Origin of the sequence: Ideonella paludis (assembly GCF_018069865.1) — a bacterium.
GTDB lineage: Bacteria > Pseudomonadota > Gammaproteobacteria > Burkholderiales > Burkholderiaceae_C > Ideonella > Ideonella paludis.
This window is the reverse complement of the sequence record NZ_JAGQDG010000004.1, coordinates 1-16,005: the sequence shown is the minus strand read 5'-3', so window position 1 is coordinate 16,005 and position 16,005 is coordinate 1. Positions and strand designations below refer to the sequence as shown.

17 protein-coding genes are annotated in these 16,005 nt (G+C 62.8%); 8 read left to right on the top strand and 9 right to left on the bottom strand.

From position 1 onward, the window contains the following. Positions 1 to 17: 17 nt before the first annotated feature. The 4 genes from KAK11_RS10505 to trpS all read right to left on the bottom strand — a co-directional run bounded on the left by KAK11_RS10505 (position 18) and on the right by trpS (position 3,376). Complete coding sequence (locus KAK11_RS10505; RefSeq protein ID WP_210809036.1) at positions 18 to 452, bottom strand: universal stress protein; 435 nt, start codon at positions 450 to 452, stop codon at positions 18 to 20. A 133-nt stretch (positions 453 to 585) separates the two neighbouring features. Further along, complete coding sequence (locus KAK11_RS10500; RefSeq protein WP_210809034.1) at positions 586 to 1,458, bottom strand: sulfurtransferase; 873 nt, start codon at positions 1,456 to 1,458, stop codon at positions 586 to 588. A 2-nt stretch (positions 1,459 to 1,460) separates the two neighbouring features. Further along, entirely contained in the window at positions 1,461 to 2,372 is a 912-nt protein-coding gene (locus KAK11_RS10495) for a DMT family transporter (RefSeq protein ID WP_246498809.1), read from the bottom strand. Continuing rightward, the gene (gene trpS, locus KAK11_RS10490; protein WP_210809032.1) at positions 2,372 to 3,376 is read right to left on the bottom strand and encodes a tryptophan--tRNA ligase; all 1,005 of its coding nucleotides are present in this window, start codon (positions 3,374 to 3,376) and stop codon (positions 2,372 to 2,374) included. The genes KAK11_RS10495 and trpS overlap by 1 nt, the downstream gene beginning before the upstream one ends. A 116-nt stretch (positions 3,377 to 3,492) precedes the next feature. Here trpS and purN point away from each other — a divergent pair, with 116 nt between their 5' ends. The 3 genes from purN to KAK11_RS10475 all read left to right on the top strand — a co-directional run bounded on the left by purN (position 3,493) and on the right by KAK11_RS10475 (position 6,756). Further along, positions 3,493 to 4,125, top strand: coding sequence for a phosphoribosylglycinamide formyltransferase (gene purN, locus KAK11_RS10485; RefSeq protein WP_310737784.1), 633 nt, complete (start codon positions 3,493 to 3,495; stop codon positions 4,123 to 4,125). A gap of 21 nt (positions 4,126 to 4,146) precedes the next feature. Then, positions 4,147 to 5,406, top strand: a complete 1,260-nt coding sequence (locus tag KAK11_RS10480; RefSeq protein ID WP_210809030.1) for an RsmB/NOP family class I SAM-dependent RNA methyltransferase — start codon at positions 4,147 to 4,149, stop codon at positions 5,404 to 5,406. A gap of 126 nt (positions 5,407 to 5,532) precedes the next feature. Beyond that, on the top strand, positions 5,533 to 6,756 hold the full coding sequence (locus KAK11_RS10475) for a DesA family fatty acid desaturase (protein WP_210809028.1): 1,224 nt from the start codon (positions 5,533 to 5,535) through the stop codon (positions 6,754 to 6,756). A 540-nt stretch (positions 6,757 to 7,296) separates the two neighbouring features. Here the strand turns inward: KAK11_RS10475 and rpmG are convergent. The 3 genes from rpmG to trxB all read right to left on the bottom strand — a co-directional run bounded on the left by rpmG (position 7,297) and on the right by trxB (position 8,964). After that, complete coding sequence (gene rpmG, locus KAK11_RS10470) at positions 7,297 to 7,467, bottom strand: 50S ribosomal protein L33 (RefSeq protein WP_141286813.1); 171 nt, start codon at positions 7,465 to 7,467, stop codon at positions 7,297 to 7,299. Between the two features lie 22 nt (positions 7,468 to 7,489). Next, complete coding sequence (gene rpmB / locus KAK11_RS10465) at positions 7,490 to 7,723, bottom strand: 50S ribosomal protein L28 (protein ID WP_210809026.1); 234 nt, start codon at positions 7,721 to 7,723, stop codon at positions 7,490 to 7,492. 284 nt (positions 7,724 to 8,007) lie between these two features. Further along, positions 8,008 to 8,964: a thioredoxin-disulfide reductase gene (trxB, locus tag KAK11_RS10460; protein WP_210809024.1), complete on the bottom strand. Its 957-nt coding sequence runs from the start codon at positions 8,962 to 8,964 to the stop codon at positions 8,008 to 8,010. 194 nt (positions 8,965 to 9,158) lie between these two features. Between trxB and KAK11_RS10455 the strand changes: the two genes are divergently transcribed. From KAK11_RS10455 to lolA, 3 genes are read left to right on the top strand one after another with little or no spacing between them, the layout of a single operon-like run. Beyond that, positions 9,159 to 9,824, top strand: a complete 666-nt coding sequence (locus KAK11_RS10455; RefSeq protein WP_210809022.1) for a Crp/Fnr family transcriptional regulator — start codon at positions 9,159 to 9,161, stop codon at positions 9,822 to 9,824. Positions 9,825 to 9,882: 58 nt separating this feature from the next. Next, positions 9,883 to 12,186 (top strand): DNA translocase FtsK, encoded by a 2,304-nt coding sequence (locus KAK11_RS10450; protein WP_210809020.1) that lies wholly within the window; start codon positions 9,883 to 9,885, stop codon positions 12,184 to 12,186. A gap of 37 nt (positions 12,187 to 12,223) precedes the next feature. Continuing rightward, positions 12,224 to 12,847 (top strand): outer membrane lipoprotein periplasmic chaperone LolA, encoded by a 624-nt coding sequence (gene lolA, locus KAK11_RS10445; protein ID WP_375140682.1) that lies wholly within the window; start codon positions 12,224 to 12,226, stop codon positions 12,845 to 12,847. A gap of 10 nt (positions 12,848 to 12,857) precedes the next feature. On the opposite strand, the gene KAK11_RS10440 is transcribed toward lolA, so the two are convergent. Continuing rightward, positions 12,858 to 13,553: a PA4824 family protein gene (locus tag KAK11_RS10440; protein WP_210809018.1), complete on the bottom strand. Its 696-nt coding sequence runs from the start codon at positions 13,551 to 13,553 to the stop codon at positions 12,858 to 12,860. Between the two features lie 10 nt (positions 13,554 to 13,563). Then, positions 13,564 to 14,094 carry a chemotaxis protein CheW gene (locus tag KAK11_RS10435; protein WP_210809016.1) on the bottom strand — a complete coding sequence of 177 codons (531 nt, stop codon included), beginning with the start codon at positions 14,092 to 14,094 and terminating at the stop codon, positions 13,564 to 13,566. A 163-nt stretch (positions 14,095 to 14,257) separates the two neighbouring features. Here KAK11_RS10435 and KAK11_RS10430 point away from each other — a divergent pair, with 163 nt between their 5' ends. Further along, the gene (locus KAK11_RS10430) at positions 14,258 to 15,619 is read left to right on the top strand and encodes a replication-associated recombination protein A (protein WP_210809015.1); all 1,362 of its coding nucleotides are present in this window, start codon (positions 14,258 to 14,260) and stop codon (positions 15,617 to 15,619) included. A 90-nt stretch (positions 15,620 to 15,709) separates the two neighbouring features. After that, the coding region (locus KAK11_RS10425) for an ABC transporter permease subunit (RefSeq protein WP_445666943.1) at positions 15,710 to 16,005 on the top strand (296 nt) is incomplete at its 3' end.

Genomic DNA, 16,005 nt, shown 5'->3' with positions numbered 1-16,005 from the left:
CACCGCAGCCGCTGGGCTCACTTGATCACAAGCACCGGAATGCTGCAGTGGGTCAGTACCTTTTGGGTCTCGCTGCCCAGCAGCAAAGCGCTGACGCCACGTCGGCCATGCGAGGCCATGACGATCAGATCACATTGGTGGGCCTTGGCTTGCTCAACGATGGCTTCCCAAGGGTGAGACGCTTCAACGGTGTAGGCCGCACAAGCCAAACCAGCGGCTTCGGCCGTCTTGACGACCTCCTTGACGCGCGCCGAGGCAATCCGCTCCTGGGCATCAAAAAACTCCTGGGGCGGCACCGGTTGCATCTCTGAGATGGCGCTGTAAGGGAAAGGCTCCTTGACGCTGATGGTGGTCAGCGTGGCCCCCAGAGGGCGTGCCAAATCAATGGCTGCTTGAACCGCCTTGGCGGTGATCTCAGAGCCGTCTGTGGGGACAAGAATGTGGCGAACCATGGGGCGCTCCTTTCGGGTCAAAGGCCGTCACTGCGGCCGGTGACCCAGTGTGCTGCAAGCGCGGTGTCAGGTCTTGATCAGGGTCAAGCCAGCGCTGGCCTCGGCCCGCCTTGGGTCAAGCGCTTGAGCAAGATCAACCCTTGGCCACAGGGCGGCCAGGGTCGGCCGACCACTCGCTCCAGGAGCCCGGGTAGAGGCGGGTGATGCCAAAGCCCGCCACCGCCATGGCCAAGATGTTGTGGCAGGCCGTGACCCCGGAGCCGCACTGGTGCACCAGGCGCTCTGGCGGCACGCCCCATTGCTCAAACTGAGCCCGCAAGACGTGGGCAGGCAAGAAGCAAGCGTTCGCGCCCAGGTTGTCCTTGAAAAAACGATTCAAGGCGCCAGGGATGTGGCCCGCTTGGCTGTCCAGGGGCTCCACATCACCTCGGAAGCGCTCAGGGGCGCGGGCGTCGAGCACCTGCCAGCGATGCAACTCGCGCTGCAAGGTGGCCGCATCCAGCGTGGGCACAGTTTGCCCCAAGGGATACGGCGACTTGGCCGCTTGTGGCGTGGAGCCCGCGCCGCTCTCCAGCGCAAACCCCGCTGAGCGCCAGGCGGGCACGCCACCGTCCAGCACTTGCACGCGAGAGTGGCCCAGCCAATGCAGCATCCACCACGCGCGGGCCGCATACATGCCGCCTTGGTTGTCCATCACCACCACATCGCGCGCTGGCGTCAGGCCCCATTGCGCCACGCGCTGGGCAAAGGCTTCGCGGCTGGGCAGGGGATGGCGCCCACCTTCGCGGGGCCCCAGCGCAGACTTGGGTGCACTGAGGTCGTGGTCCAGATGGGCATAGATCGCGCCGGGCACGTGGCCGGCCTCGAACTGCCTGAGGCCGGCGGCAGGGTCCATCAGGTCGCAACTGCAGTCCAGCAGCAAGGGTGCGTGCTGGCCTTGCAGGCGCGCTTGCAAGGCTGTGGCGGAGATCAGCGGGGAGATGGGCGGGGAGAGGGCTTCAGTCATGCTCAGGCTTCCAAGGTGGAGTCTTTGGTGAGGTCTTTGGCATGGGGGCTGGCTTGCTGGCGCAGCAGGGTCGCCGCAAGTCCTGCGGCCACGATCAACACGATGCCGATCAGGCTCAGGGCGTTGATCTTGTCGTCAAACAGCAGCGTGCCATAGACAAATGAAAACGCAATGCCCATGTACTGCAGGCTGGCATTGCTGAGGGTGCGGCCAATGGCGTAGGCGCGAGTCATCAAGATTTGTGCGCTGGTCGCCAAGAGTCCCGTGGCCAGCAGCAAGCCTGCACCGGCCCAGGTGTGGCCATGCAGCCCGCCCGCCAGGGCCAGCACCAAGCCCACTGACATGCTGCCCATCGAAAAGTAAAATACCACCCGGTACTCGGGCTCACCCGCGCGGCCCAGCGCCGTGACTTGCAGGTAGGCCAAGGCTGAGAGCATGCCCGAGAACAAGCCGGCCATGGCGCCTTTGAACTGCTGGGGTTCCAGCGTGGGCTGCAACACCAAGGCCACGCCCGCAAAGCCCACCAGCACGGTCAAGACCAAACGGCCATCCACTTTGGCGGCCCCCAGCATGATGGCGCCACCGATCAAGAACAAGGCCATCCAGATGGACGACATGTAGTTCAGCGTGATGGCCGTGGGCAAGGGCAAGGTGCCGATGGCGTAAAACCACAGGCTCAGCGCCGCGACGCCCGAGATGCTGCGCCACAGGTGCATCGCAGGGACAGGGGTGCGCAGCTCGCCGCCTCGCCAACGCGTCAGTCCCCCAATGAAGAGCAAACCCACCAGGCCTCGGTAGAACACGATCTCACCGGTGCTGTAATGGGCCGAGGCCAGCTTGACGCACACGCCCATGGTGGCAAACAGGAAAGAAGCACCTAGCATCAGCCAGGGGGCGCTGAGGCGGTTCATCATCAGCCGTAACTCAGGCCCATGACGTCACGCACTTCTTTGAGGGTTTGTCGCGCCACGGTGCGGGCACGCTCGCAGCCCAGCTCCACCATCCAGTGCACTTGGCGGGGGTTGTCCAGCACGGCTTGGGCGCGTTCGCGCCAGGGTGCTTGCTCGCGCACGATGGCCTCAATCAAGGGTTGCTTGCAATCCAGGCAGCCTATGCCCGCACTGCGGCAGCCTTGGGCCAGCGCCTCGCGCTCGTCCGCAGGGGTGTAGAGCTGATGCAAGGGCCAGACCGGGCAGCGCTCAGGCTCGCCCGCGTCGCTGCGGTGCACACGTTGCGGGTCGGTGGGCATGCGGCGAACCTTATCGCGCACGGCCTCGGGGTCGTCGCGCATGGCGATGCTGTTGCCCAAGCTCTTGCTCATCTTCTGGCCGTCCAGGCCGGGCAAGCGGGCCGTGTCGGTCAGTAGCAATTGAGGCTCCACCAGCGGCGCGCTGTGGCCGTCTTTGCCATAGAGATGGTTGAAGCGGCGCGCGACCTCGCGTGTCAGCTCCACGTGGGGTGCTTGATCTTCGCCCACCGGCACCCAGCCTGCGCGATACACCAGAATGTCAGCGGCCTGCAGCAAGGGATAGCCCAAGAAGCCATAGCTGGTGGACTCCGCATCGGGGGCCTGTGAGAGCCGGTCTTTATAGGCGGGTGTGCGCTCCAGCCAGGACAAGGGCGTGCTCATCGCCAACAAGGTGAACAGTTCGGCGTGTTCTGGCAAGCGGCTTTGAATGAACAACGTGGCTTTGTCGGGGTCGACGCCCGCGGCCAGCCAGTCCACCACCATGTCGTACACATGGTGCTCCAGGTGCGCGCTGCGGTTGTCGGCCGTGGTCAGGGCATGCCAATCGGCCACCACGAAAAAGCAATCGTACTGGTGCTGCAGCTGAACCCAGTTCTTGAGGGCACCATGGTAGTGGCCCAAGTGCAGGGCGCCGGTGGGGCGCATGCCAGAGAGAACGCGTTCGCGCATGAGGAAAGAGGGTGGGGCTTTAGAGCTTTGAATTCTCCCATGCGCCGCCCGCACCACCCCAGCCTGTGCCCACGCCCCTTACACTGGCGCCCCTTGAGTCCTCTCTCGCTCCCTCTGTGAACAAGCGCATCGTCATCCTCATTTCCGGTCGCGGCAGCAATATGCAGGCCATCGTCGAGCGCTGCGCGCAAGAAGCCTGGGGCGCTGAGGTGGTGGCCGTGCTCAGCAACAAGGCAGACGCCAGCGGCTTGGCCTGGGCGGCGCAGCGGGGCATTGCCACCGCGGCTATCGATCACAAGTCCTTCAGCAGCCGAGAGGGCTTTGACGAGGCCCTGGCTCAAGCGATCGATCAGCATGCGCCGGACTTGGTGGTGCTGGCCGGCTTCATGCGCATCTTGACGGCGGGCTTTGTCGAGCATTACCAAGGGCGCCTGCTCAACATCCACCCCTCGTTGCTGCCGGCCTTTCCGGGCCTGCACACGCACCGCAAAGCCATTGAGGCGGGTTGTGTGGTGGCCGGGGCCACGGTGCATTTTGTGACGGCCGATCTGGACCACGGCCCCATCGTCGCTCAAGCAGTGGTGCCCGTGCTGCCGAATGACGATGAAGACAGCTTGGCTGCTCGGGTCCTGGTGGGCGAACACCGCATCTACCCCCAAGCTGTGCGCTGGTTCTTAGAGGGACGCCTGCAGGTGCAGGGTTGCCGTGTGCGGCAATTGGATGGCGAGCCCCAAAGCCTGATGTTGTGAGAGACCGGGGATAATCGGGCGATGCATCCCAACGCCCTGCTGGATATGGCCACCGAACTGGTGCGCCTCGTCCTCCGCCTCGACGCCCCGGCCGACACCATCGTTTCCGGTTTTCTTCGCCAACATCGCCAACTGGGCCCGCGTGAGCGCCATGCCCTGGCGGAAACCGCCTACACCCTGCTGCGCCAGCGCTTGGTGCTCGCCCATCTGGCCCAAAGTGGCAGTGGTGCTCTGGAGCGTCGCTTAGCCATCTTGGCTTGGCAGGGCACCGACAGCTTCATGCGTCGGGCCTTGGGGCCCAATGAGCAGCAATGGCTGGAGCAGGTCAACGCCATTGACCGCTCAGGCCTGCCTGAAAAGCTGCGTCACAACCTGCCCGACTGGCTGGCCCAAGCCCTGCGCAACGAAGTGGGCGAGGATTTTTGGCCCTTGGTTGCGGCCATGGATAACACGGCCGGGCTGGATCTGCGGGTCAACACCCTCAAGGCCAAGCGCGAAGACATCCAAGCTGAGCTGGCTGAGGCTGGCATTCAGGCGGAGTTGACCCCCTATTCACCCTGGGGCCTGCGCATTGCCGGTAAGCCCGCGCTGCAGAAGCTGCCGCTTTTCATTCGCGGCGATGTGGAAGTGCAAGACGAAGGCAGCCAACTGCTGGCGGCTTTGTTGGCCCCCAAGCGCAGCGAAATGGTGGTGGATTTTTGCGCTGGCGCCGGTGGCAAGACGCTGGCACTGGGCGCACTGATGCGCAACACCGGCCGGCTCTATGCATTTGATGTGTCGGGCTATCGCTTGGAAGGCATGAAGCCGCGCTTGGCGCGCAGTGGTCTCTCCAACGTTTATCCGGCCCAGATCGCCCACGAGCGCGACGAGCGCATCAAGCGCTTGAGCGGCAAGATCGACCGTGTGCTCGTGGATGCGCCTTGCTCAGGTCTGGGGACTTTGCGTCGCAACCCTGACCTGAAGTGGCGTCAGTCGCCCAAGGCGCTGGAGGAGTTGCAGGCCAAACAAACGGCCATCTTGGCCAGTGCGGCCCGTTTGGTGAAGCCCGGCGGTCGTTTGGTGTACGCCACCTGCAGCTTGCTGAGCCGCGAAAACGAAGCCATTGCCCAAGCCTTCAGCGAAGCGAACCCAGGGTTTGAGTTTTTGCCGGCCGCTGCCGCCTTGACCTCTGCCCAAGTGCAGGGGGCTGAAGCCCTGGACAGCCAAGGCTACTTGCGCCTGTGGCCACACCGCCATGCCACCGACGGCTTCTTCGCCGCCGCTTGGCAGCGCAAAGACTGAGCGTTTTGAGCTGCCGCAAGCATTGCAGAAGCCGGCGATAGGTCGGGCTTTTGCGGGGCTCACCGTCAGGAGAGCCCCCCCTACAATTCACCATCGGCTTGGGCGTTCCAGGCGCGGGGTTGCTACATGATTGATTTCCAAACCGTGATCGACGCATTGGTCCACTGGGGTGCCCATGGCGTCTTGAGTGCCAGTGGCTGGACGGTGCTGGCGGTGACGCTGGTGATGACCCATCTGACCATTTGTTCGGTCACCATCTTCTTGCACCGCGCGCAGGCGCACCGGGCGGTGGACCTCCATGCGATTCCCTCCCACTTCTTCCGTTTTTGGTTGTGGCTGACCACGGGCATGGTGACCAAGGAGTTTGTGGCCGTTCACCGCAAGCACCACGCCAAGTGCGAAACACCCGAAGACCCGCACAGCCCGCAAACCCGTGGTTTGAAGGCGCTGTTGCTGACCGGCGTGGAGTTGTACCGCGCCGAAGCCAAGATCCCTGAGACTCTGGCCAAGTACGGCCACAACACGCCCAATGATTGGATTGAGCGCAACCTCTATACCCGCTTCTCATGGCAGGGTGTGGCGCTGATGATGATCATCAACCTGACCCTGTTCGGCGCCATCGGCTTGACGGTCTGGGCGGTGCAAATGGCTTGGATCCCTGTGATGGCCACCGGCATCATCAACGGCATCGGTCACTATTACGGCTATCGCAATTTCGAGGCACCGGATGCCTCCACCAATGTCTCGCCTTGGGGCATCTTGATCGGCGGTGAAGAGTTGCATAACAACCATCACACCTATCCGACCTCGGCCAAGTTCTCGGTCAAGCCTTTCGAGTTCGACATCGGCTGGATGTACATCCGGGGCATGGAGATGGTGGGCTTGGCCAAGGCGCGCAAGACACCGCCGCAGCTGATCTTGGGCGAGTTGAAGGCCGTGGCCGACGCTCGTACGCTGGAGGCCATCATTGCCAATCGCTACGAGGTGATGGCCAACTACGCCAAGGAGTTGCGCCGCGCTTGCGCTGGTGAGGTCGCGCGCTTGAAGGCGCAGGGCAGCACCGCTGGCAAAGCCTGGAGTGACTTGCGGGTGGCTGAGCGTTGGCTGCACCGTGATGCCGAGAAGATCCCCGCCAATGTGCGTGCTGCGTTAGAGAGCGCCATGGCGCATGCACCATCGCTGCAAAAGTTGGTGGCCATGCGCGAAGAGCTGCGCCAACTCTGGACGCGCACCAATGTTTCCGCCGAGCAGTTGGTGGCCGACCTCCAAGACTGGTGCAAGCGTGCTGAGGACAGCGGCATTGCGGCGCTGCGTGAGTTCTCGCTGCAGTTGCGTGCGGCGCGGGCCTAAGTTGTCGCACTGACTTCCGCGCCTAGACCTGTTGGGCAATCCGGATTCAATTTCAAGGCGTGGGTGCTATGCGACAGGTCGCTGGGGCGTGATTCCGCTCATGCCAGCGGCAGCGTCACTGGCCTTCACTAGGCACAAACAGTCCTCAGGACTGTTTGTGTCCGAGTTCAGTCCCCCGCCCAAGCTCCGCTTGGGCTCCTCCTTAACTTCGCTACATCACGCCCCAGCACCCTGCCGCAATTCGTTGCGTTGCGCGTTTCGGTGCAGCCCGGGTCTCGTGAGGAGGGCTGCGTGTTCGCTCAACCCTCGATGAGCATCCGTCGTCGATGGACGCGGGAGAGCAGTGGGCTCGCCATAGCGAGGTAAAGGGGGAGGCCGGTGCCGTCAGGCACCGGACGGAGGACACGAGCGGCGGCAAGCCCGCTGTTCTCCCGTGTCAGCTACACCCTGTTCGCAGTCTGCGCACCACTCCAGTCAACAAGTCCCACGGAAAGCAAAAAGCCCGCGGTGAAGCGGGCTTTTTGATGAGGAAGCGCCGAATTACTTCAGCTTGATTTCCTTGTACAGCACGTGCTTACGTGCCTTGGGGTCGAACTTCATGAATTCCAGCTTTTGGGGCGTGGTCTTCTTGTTCTTGTTCGTGGTGTAGAAGTGACCGGTGCCCGCAGTGGACTCCAGCTTGATCTTCTCGCGGCCGCCTTTGGATGCCATGGTATTGCTCCTGGTTCAGTGATTAGGCTTGACCGCGAGCACGCAGGTCGGCCAGAACGGCGTCGATGCCCTTCTTGTCGATCAGACGCAAAGCTGCGTTGCTGATGCGCAGACGAACCCAACGGTTCTCGCTCTCGACCCAGAAACGACGGTATTGCAGGTTCGGGAGGAACCGGCGCTTGGTTTTGTTGTTGGCGTGGGAAACATTGTTCCCGACCATGGGCTTCTTGCCCGTAACTGCGCAGACGCGTGCCATGAGGACACTCCGATACTTGTCTACAGCCTAGCACTTGACTGGTTTTTGAGCGCTTTGCTCACCTGTCAGCCACTGGGCCTCACCTCGCCAAAAGGGTGGCGGTAACCCTATCTTGCTTGAAATGTCGAGAGCCTGAAAACCGACTAGCGAACCGCTAGAAAGGCTTGAAGCCCTGATTGCCTGCACAAGAAAACCCGCGATTATAGCCACGTTTTAGGCGGCCTGCCAGCGGGCTGCGTCTCCTGTGCTGAGAGCCGGGTGACACCGGCCCCCGGGCCTTCTGGTCAATGAGCGCCTTGTTCCAGGAAGCGTTGAGCGTCCAGCGCGGCCATGCAGCCCGTGCCCGCCGAGGTAATGGCCTGGCGATAAATGTGATCCTGCACGTCGCCTGCGGCAAACACGCCGGGCACGCTGGTCATGGTGGCAAAGCCGTTTTGGCCACCGCGTGTCACCAGATAGCCATCCTTCAACTCCAGGTGACCTTCAAAAATTTGCGTGTTGGGCGAGTGACCAATCGCGATGAAGCAGCCTTTCAGGGTCAGCTCCTTGGTGCTGTCGCCGGAGGTGCTGCGCAGACGCACGCCGGTCACACCGCTTTGGTCTCCCAGCACTTCGTCCAGGGTTTGGTGCAGGTGCAACTCGATCTTGCCGGCCGCAACTTTGTCCATCAGCTTGTCGATCATGATGGCTTCTGCGCGGAATTTGTCACGGCGGTGCACCAAATGCACTTTGTTCGCGATATTCGAGAGGTAAAGCGCCTCTTCGACCGCCGTATTGCCGCCGCCGACGACGCAAACTTCCTCGCCACGGTAGAAAAAACCGTCGCAAGTGGCACAAGCGCTTACGCCGCGGCCTGCGAAGGCCTGTTCAGAGGGTAAACCGAGGTATTTGGCCGAGGCGCCGGTGGCGATGATCAGGCTGTCGCAGGTGTATTCACCACTATCACCCTTTAACTTGAACGGCCGCGTGCCGAAATCCACAGTGTTGATGTGATCGAACACGATCTGAGTCTGGAATCGCTCGGCATGTTGTTGGAATCGCTGCATCAGCTCGGGGCCTTGCACGCCCATCACGTCAGCCGGCCAGTTGTCGACTTCCGTGGTGGTCATCAGTTGTCCACCCTGGGCCATGCCGGTGACCAGCAAGGGCTTGAGGTTGGCACGAGCCGCGTAGATCGCGGCGGAGTAGCCCGCAGGGCCGGAGCCAAGGATCAGAACCTGAGCGTGTGTCGTGGTCGTCATGGATTTGAGAGTAATGCGCGTTAATGTGAGCAAGAGGCCGCTGAAAGCAGCTTCCTGTATCAAACTGACTCGCTGGGTGGTGATACGGATCAGGGAAGGGCTCAAGCTGAGCCACAATGTCTCCGTATTCTAAGGATTGGGTAGCCGCGTTGCTGGCGGCTGTTTGGGAAACGAGCTCTTTGAGGGGGTCATTGATGTCGATGCTGTCTAACCTGGACCTGATTCGCCGGGTGCCGCTGTTCTCGATGCTGACCAACGATCAAGCCCGCGCGGTGGCTGATGGTGTGGTGAAGCGTCGCTATCGTCGCGGCGAACTGGTGGTGGAACAGGGCAAGAAGAGCAATGCGCTTTTCATTTTGCTCAACGGTCGGGCGCGTGTGCTGACGGCTGACTCCCGCGGTCGCGAGGTCATTTTGGCGGTCTTGGAAGCCGGTGATTACGTCGGTGAGATGAGTCTCATTGACAATCAATCGCATTCCGCGACGGTGCGCTGCGAGGTTCAATGTGACATGTTGATCTTGGGTCGCCAAGAGTTTGCACGTTGCTTGCCTGAGAATTCCAGCCTGTCGTACGCGATCATGCGAGGCTTGGTGACGCGCTTGCGCAGTGCTGACCGTCAAATTGAGTCCCTCGCGCTGTTGGATGTCTATGGCCGGGTGGCTCGGGCTTTGCTCGACATGTCCGAAGAAGTCGATGGCGATCAGGTGGTGCGCAGCAAGGTCTCGCGCCAAGACATGGCCAAGATCGTGGGCGCCTCGCGCGAGATGGTCAGCCGTGTGATGAAGGATCTGGAAGAGCGCGGCGTGATTGAAACGCTGGAAAATGGCTCTGTCCTGTTGAAGAATCGCCTGCCGGAGTGATGCGGCTCCCCCGCCCGGGGCGCGCAGATCGCTCTGCGTCTGGCCCAGGGAGGATTGAATGCGTATAGACACGGCTGCGGCGCGCCGCCGCAGTGAAGCCGGGCCCGGCCCCACCACAGGGGCGTTGCGGGCCCGTTTCCGTTTGCTGGTCTGGGGTGTGTTTGGCTTGGCCTTTGCGCTGGCGCTGGCCAGTCGCCACCCCAACGACCCTGGCTTTTCCACGTCGGGCACGGGTGAGCCCTTGCGCAACTGGATGGGTGCCAGCGGGGCCTGGATGGCCGATGCAGCCTTGGTGGCCCTGGGCTTTTCGGCGTGGTGGATGGTGGTGGCTGGCGTGCGACTGTGGCTGGCGGCCCTGGCAGACGCGGTGCGTGACCCCACATTGCCTTTGCTCAATCGCCCGCCGCGTTGGCGCCGATGGGTGGGCTTTGCGCTGCTGATCGTGGCCAGCTCTGCACTGGAATGGACGCGCCTCTACGGCCTGGAAGCTAGGCTGCCCGGTCATGCGGGCGGCGCGCTGGGGTACACCTTGGGGCCACTGTCGATGCAGTGGCTGGGCTTCACCGGCTCGGGCGTGCTGTGGATTGCGCTGTTGGCCACGGCCTTGCCCATGGCCTTGGGCTTCTCGTGGGCCACCGTGGCGGACGCCTTGGGCGGCTGGGTGCTGGGTGTGCGCGACAAACGCATTGAGCTGCGCGAGAAGGCCGAGGACGTGCGCATGGGCGAAGTCGCACTGCGTGAGCGGGAAGTGGAGGTTGAAGAGGAGCGGGTTGAGCACATTGAGCATGCGCCCATCGTCATCGAGCCCCCCGTCATGGTGGTGCCAGAGTCCAAGCGGGTCATCCGCGAGCGCCAAGCGCCGCTGTTTAATGAACTGATCAACACCAAGCTGCCCCAAGTCGATCTGCTGGACAAAGCGCCCCCGCATGTCGAGACCGTCACGCCAGAGTCGCTGGAGATGACGAGCCGCTTGATCGAGAAGAAGCTCTCGGACTTCGGGGTCAGTGTGCGCGTGGTGGCGGCCCAGCCGGGGCCTGTGATCACACGCTACGAGATTGAGCCCGCCACCGGCGTGAAGGGCTCGCAGATCGTCAACCTGGCCAAGGACTTGGCGCGCTCCTTGTCGCTGGTGTCTATCCGGGTGGTCGAGACCATTCCCGGCAAGAACCTGATGGCCTTGGAGTTGCCCAATGCCAAGCGCCAGACCATTCGTCTGTCGGAGGTGCTGGGCTCCGAGATCTACAACAAAGCGCCGTCTTTGTTGACCATGGGTTTGGGCAAAGACATTGTGGGCCTGCCTGTCGTGGCGGACTTGGCCAAGATGCCGCACTGCTTGGTGGCGGGCACCACCGGCTCGGGCAAGTCGGTGGGCATCAACGGCATGATCCTGAGCCTGCTCTACAAGGCCGAGGCGCGTGATGTGCGCCTGATCCTGATCGACCCCAAGATGCTCGAAATGAGCGTCTACGAGGGCATCCCGCACCTGCTGTGCCCGGTGGTCACCGACATGAAGCAGGCCGGCAACGCCTTGAACTGGGCCGTGGGTGAGATGGAGCGCCGCTACAAGCTGATGAGCAAGCACGGCGTGCGTAACCTGGCGGGCTTCAACAAGAAGATTGACGACGCCACCGCCCGAGGCGAGCTGGTGCCCAACCCCTTCAGCCTGACGCCGGAGGCGCCCGAGCCCCTGGAGCGGCTGCCCTTCATCGTCATCGTCATTGACGAATTGGCTGACTTGATGATGGTGGTGGGCAAGCGCATTGAAGAGCTGATTGCGCGCTTGGCCCAGAAGGCTCGGGCCGCAGGCATTCACCTGATCTTGGCCACCCAGCGGCCCAGTGTTGACGTGATCACGGGTCTGATCAAGGCCAACATTCCTACACGCCTGAGCTTCCAAGTCAGCAGCAAGATCGACAGCCGCACCATCCTTGATCAAATGGGTGCTGAGGCCTTGCTGGGCATGGGCGACATGCTCTACATGCCCTCAGGCACGGGGCTGCCCATTCGCGTTCATGGCGCCTTTGTCTCCGACGAGGAAGTCCATCGCGTGGTGGAACAGCTCAAGTCTCAGGGCGAGCCCAATTACATCGAGGGCATTTTGGAGGGCGGCACGCTGGACGGTGAGGGCGGTGAAGGGGGCACTGAGGGCGGCGGAGACGCCGAGTCTGACCCGATGTACGACCAGGCCGTGGCCATCGTGCTGCAGCACCGCAAGGCCTCCATCTCCTTGGTGCAGCGACATTTACGCATCGGATACAACCGAGCCGCCCGTTTGCTGGAACAAATGGAGCAATCCGGGCTCATATCCTCCATGTCCACCAACGGCAGCCGAGAGATCCTCCTGCCCAAGCGTGAAGAATGATGACGATGAGCCCCTGGGCTCGCTGAACGAGATCACTGTGCACACACTCAAAACCTGGGCGCTGCGCGCGGCGCTGGCGGCCGCGGCCCTGCCGGGCCTGGCCCACGCGGACGCCTTAGATCAATTGCGCGGCTTTGTTCGCGACACCAAGTTTGGCCGCGCGGACTTCACCCAAACAGTGACGGCGCCCGACGGCATCAAGAAGAAAACGTCGACGGGCACGTTTGAGTTTTCGCGGCCGAATCGCTTTCGATTCGTCTACCAAAAGCCCTATGCACAGACCATTGTGGGCGACGGCCAAAAGGTCTGGTTCTACGACGTCGATTTGGCCCAGGTGACGGTGCGCAAAATGGGCGACGCCTTGGGCGCCACGCCAGCGGCCGTGTTGGCGGGGCAGGGCATTGAGAAAGATTTTGAGCTGAAGGCCGAGCCCGACCGCGATGGACTGCAGTGGGTGCTGGCCACGCCCAAGCAATCCGAAGGGCAACTGCAGTGGTTGCGCGTGGGCTTCAAGGGGACGACCTTGGCGGCGCTGGAGATCGCCGACAGCTTTGGTCAGCGATCCTTGCTGAAATTCAATGCAATCGCCTCGCAAACGCCACCGGCGCCTGAGACCTTCAAGTTCACCGTGCCAGCAGGCGTGGATGTGACGGAGCCTTGATCAGGGCCGGTCAGAAAGCCCAGCGCAGCCCCAGCGTCACGGCTTTGCTGCGCTCGCCGCCGGTCTGAACCCCGTAGCTGGTGTCGATGTAGAACTTCTCGGGTTTCACCGCCCAGCGCAATCCCACCTGAACCCAGGGTGAGGCTTCGCGGTCATTGCCAAAGGTTTCAGCCGTCAGGTCCAAGTCGTCCCGCACATGGTGCTCGACGCCGCCGGCCCAACTGGTGGTGCTTTGCTTGTCGCTCGCGGAGTGGTTCCAGCCCACGTTGAAATGCAGGCTGACCTTCTCATGCAAGGGCCAACTCATTACTGCGTTGAGCGCACTGCCTTCGTGCTTCATGCCGCCACGCGCGGAGTCGGCACTCAAGGCCCAGGCCAGCGTGAACTGGGGTGCTGTGTCTTCGGTATTCGGGGTCAGCGCAGTTTTGCCTAGCAGGGTCATGCTGCGTACAGAGTCACCCTCAGCACTCGCTCGGGCCAAGGCCACGGCAAACTGGCTTTGAGCACCCACGCCACACCCGATTTGCACCGACAGCACGCGCTCCGTGGGGCCGCCGCTGGGCCGGTTGGCGCCGATGAAGCTCTCCAACTCGCAAGCGCTGGCCTCCAAGACACCGGCGTCTTCCGTCGCCATGGGCCGACCCGCCAAGGCGGACGAGCAGGTCAGGGCAGTGGCTGTGGCCAGCAGGAGGAGGCGAAGCGTCATGGCGGAGCTTTCAGTGAACAAAGGTATCGGTGTCCATCAAGCCCATGTCGGCGGCGGTCATCATTTGTTCGATGTCCATCAAGATGAGCATGCGCTCATCATCGCCGTGTTTGATGGTGCCCAGGCCCGTGATGTAGGTGGCGTCGATAGCGCCATTGAACTCGGGTGCTGGCTTGATGTGGCCCGGAGGCAACTCCAGCACATCCGACACCGAATCCACCACCATGCCCACGGTGCGGTGCGCAATGTTCAAGATGATGACCACAGTGAAGCTGTCGTACTTGACGTCGGGCAGGCCAAAGCGCAGGCGCATGTCTACGATGGGCACGATGACGCCGCGCAGATTGACCACGCCCTTGATGAAGTGCGGTGCATTCGCAATGCGGGTGGGCGGCTCGTAGCCGCGAATCTCCTGCACCTTCAAGATATCGATGCCGTACTCTTCCGCCCCGAGCTTGAAGGACAAGTACTCACGCGGCGCACCAGCAAGCGCGGCACCGTTGGGGGTGGCGGGTTTCAGGGTTGAGGCTTGAGCGCTCATGGCAGGGGGCTCCTAAGGCAAAGAAGAAGAGCGAATCAGGTAATGCCCGCAGTTTGGCGAAGCTTGAAGCGCTGCAAGGCTTGATAAGCGGGTTCTGCGCTTGCCAATTTGCGCGACTGTGGCTCGCCCAGGTTCGCACTCCCTGGGCTGCGACAATGCAGACATGACTCGGCAAGATGCGCTTTTTGACCACGAGCCCGCCCCACTCGAGCAGGCTGATGGGCCAAACCCTGTGCCTGAAGACGCCCCGCTGGCCGAGCGGCTGCGTCCTGCTCACCTGGACGAGGTCATCGGCCAGTCCCATCTGCTGGGCCCAGGCAAGCCGCTGCGGGTGGCCTTTGAGCGCGGGCGCGTGCACTCCATGATCCTCTGGGGCCCGCCGGGCGTGGGTAAAACGACGCTCGCAAGATTGGTCGCGGGGGCGGTGGAGGCCCGCTTCATCGTGCTCTCGGCCGTGCTGGCAGGGGTCAAGGACATCCGCGACGCGGTGGTTCAAGCTGAATTGGCCAGGCAGGCCGGGCATCGCACCGTGGTGTTTGTGGATGAGGTGCACCGCTTCAACAAAGCCCAGCAAGACGCGTTTTTGCCGCATGTCGAGTCCGGCCTGTTCACCTTCATCGGTGCCACCACCGAAAACCCGTCCTTCGAGGTGAACTCTGCCTTGCTCTCCCGGGCCACGGTGCATGTGCTCAAAGCGCTGCAGCCCCCTGAGCAAGAGCAACTGTTGCAGAGAGCGGCAGCCTTGCTGGCAGCCCCACCGCTCAGCGCGGCTGCGGCCGAGCGACTCATCGGCTATGCGGATGGCGATGCCCGCCGCCTGCTCAATGCCTATGAAAATCTGGTGGCCCAGGCGGGTGAGGTCACTGAGTTGGACGAAGAGGCGCTGGAGCGCTCGCTGGGTGAGCAACTCCGCCGCTACGACAAAGGCGGCGATCACTTCTATGACAGCATCTCGGCCCTGCACAAGTCGGTGCGGGGCTCCGACCCTGACGCTGCGCTGTATTGGTTTGCGCGCATGCTCGATGGCGGTGCCGACCCTCGCTATATGGCGCGTCGCCTGATCCGCATGGCCAATGAGGACATCGGTAATGCCGACCCGCGTGCACTGCGGCTGGCGCTGGACGCCGCCGAGACCTACGAGCGCCTGGGCAGCCCCGAAGGCGAGCTGGCGCTGGCGCAGGCGGTCGTCTATCTGGCTGTCGCGCCAAAGTCGAATGCGGTCTATGTCGCTTGGAAGGCGGTGCAACGCCTGGTGCGGGAAGGCGGCAGCCAGCCCGTACCCCTGCACCTGCGCAATGCCCCCACCAAGCTGATGAAGGGCTTGGGCTATGGTCAGGCCTACCGTTATGCCCATGATGAGCCCGGCGCGTTTGCGGCCGGCGTCAACTACTTCCCAGAAGGCCTGGGCGAGCCGCGCTTCTACGAGCCCGTCCCACGCGGCTTAGAGCTGCGCATCCGCGACAAGCTCGCCGAGTTGCGCCGCCTCAATGCCGAGGCGCGCGGCCAAGCCCCCGACAAATCCTAGTCCCGGGTACTTTCCGGGGGGAAAACACCGTGGCAGCGGCGGGGGGCCTCGTCCCTACAATGCGCCGCGACTTCAGATCAGGAGATTCAGATGGACATATTCGTACAACAGATCATCAACGGCCTGGTGCTGGGGAGCATGTATGCCCTGGTGGCGTTGGGGTACACGATGGTGTACGGGATCATCAGCCTGATCAACTTTGCGCACGGCGAAGTGCTGATGGTGGGCGCCATGGTGTCGTGGACGGTGGTGACGGCGCTGGCCGGCACGGGCTGGCCGGGCTGGGTGCTGCTGCTGATCTCGGCGGTCGCGGCCATCATCGTGTGCTCGCTGCTGAACTTCACCATCGAGAAGGTGGCCTACCGGCCGCTGCGCAACGCGCCGCG

Coding starts and splice junctions, on each gene's coding strand:
- rpmB (WP_210809026.1), bottom strand. CDS start 7,723: ATGGCACGCGTCTGCGCAGTTACGGGCAAGAAGCCCATGGTCGGGAAC.
- KAK11_RS10475 (WP_210809028.1), top strand. CDS start 5,533: ATGATTGATTTCCAAACCGTGATCGACGCATTGGTCCACTGGGGTGCC.
- KAK11_RS10430 (WP_210809015.1), top strand. CDS start 14,258: ATGACTCGGCAAGATGCGCTTTTTGACCACGAGCCCGCCCCACTCGAG.
- rpmG (WP_141286813.1), bottom strand. CDS start 7,467: ATGGCATCCAAAGGCGGCCGCGAGAAGATCAAGCTGGAGTCCACTGCG.
- trxB (WP_210809024.1), bottom strand. CDS start 8,964: ATGACGACCACGACACACGCTCAGGTTCTGATCCTTGGCTCCGGCCCT.
- KAK11_RS10455 (WP_210809022.1), top strand. CDS start 9,159: ATGTCGATGCTGTCTAACCTGGACCTGATTCGCCGGGTGCCGCTGTTC.
- KAK11_RS10440 (WP_210809018.1), bottom strand. CDS start 13,553: ATGACGCTTCGCCTCCTCCTGCTGGCCACAGCCACTGCCCTGACCTGC.
- KAK11_RS10435 (WP_210809016.1), bottom strand. CDS start 14,094: ATGAGCGCTCAAGCCTCAACCCTGAAACCCGCCACCCCCAACGGTGCC.
- KAK11_RS10500 (WP_210809034.1), bottom strand. CDS start 1,458: ATGACTGAAGCCCTCTCCCCGCCCATCTCCCCGCTGATCTCCGCCACA.
- trpS (WP_210809032.1), bottom strand. CDS start 3,376: ATGCGCGAACGCGTTCTCTCTGGCATGCGCCCCACCGGCGCCCTGCAC.
- KAK11_RS10495 (WP_246498809.1), bottom strand. CDS start 2,372: ATGATGAACCGCCTCAGCGCCCCCTGGCTGATGCTAGGTGCTTCTTTC.
- KAK11_RS10450 (WP_210809020.1), top strand. CDS start 9,883: ATGCGTATAGACACGGCTGCGGCGCGCCGCCGCAGTGAAGCCGGGCCC.
- KAK11_RS10505 (WP_210809036.1), bottom strand. CDS start 452: ATGGTTCGCCACATTCTTGTCCCCACAGACGGCTCTGAGATCACCGCC.
- KAK11_RS10480 (WP_210809030.1), top strand. CDS start 4,147: ATGCATCCCAACGCCCTGCTGGATATGGCCACCGAACTGGTGCGCCTC.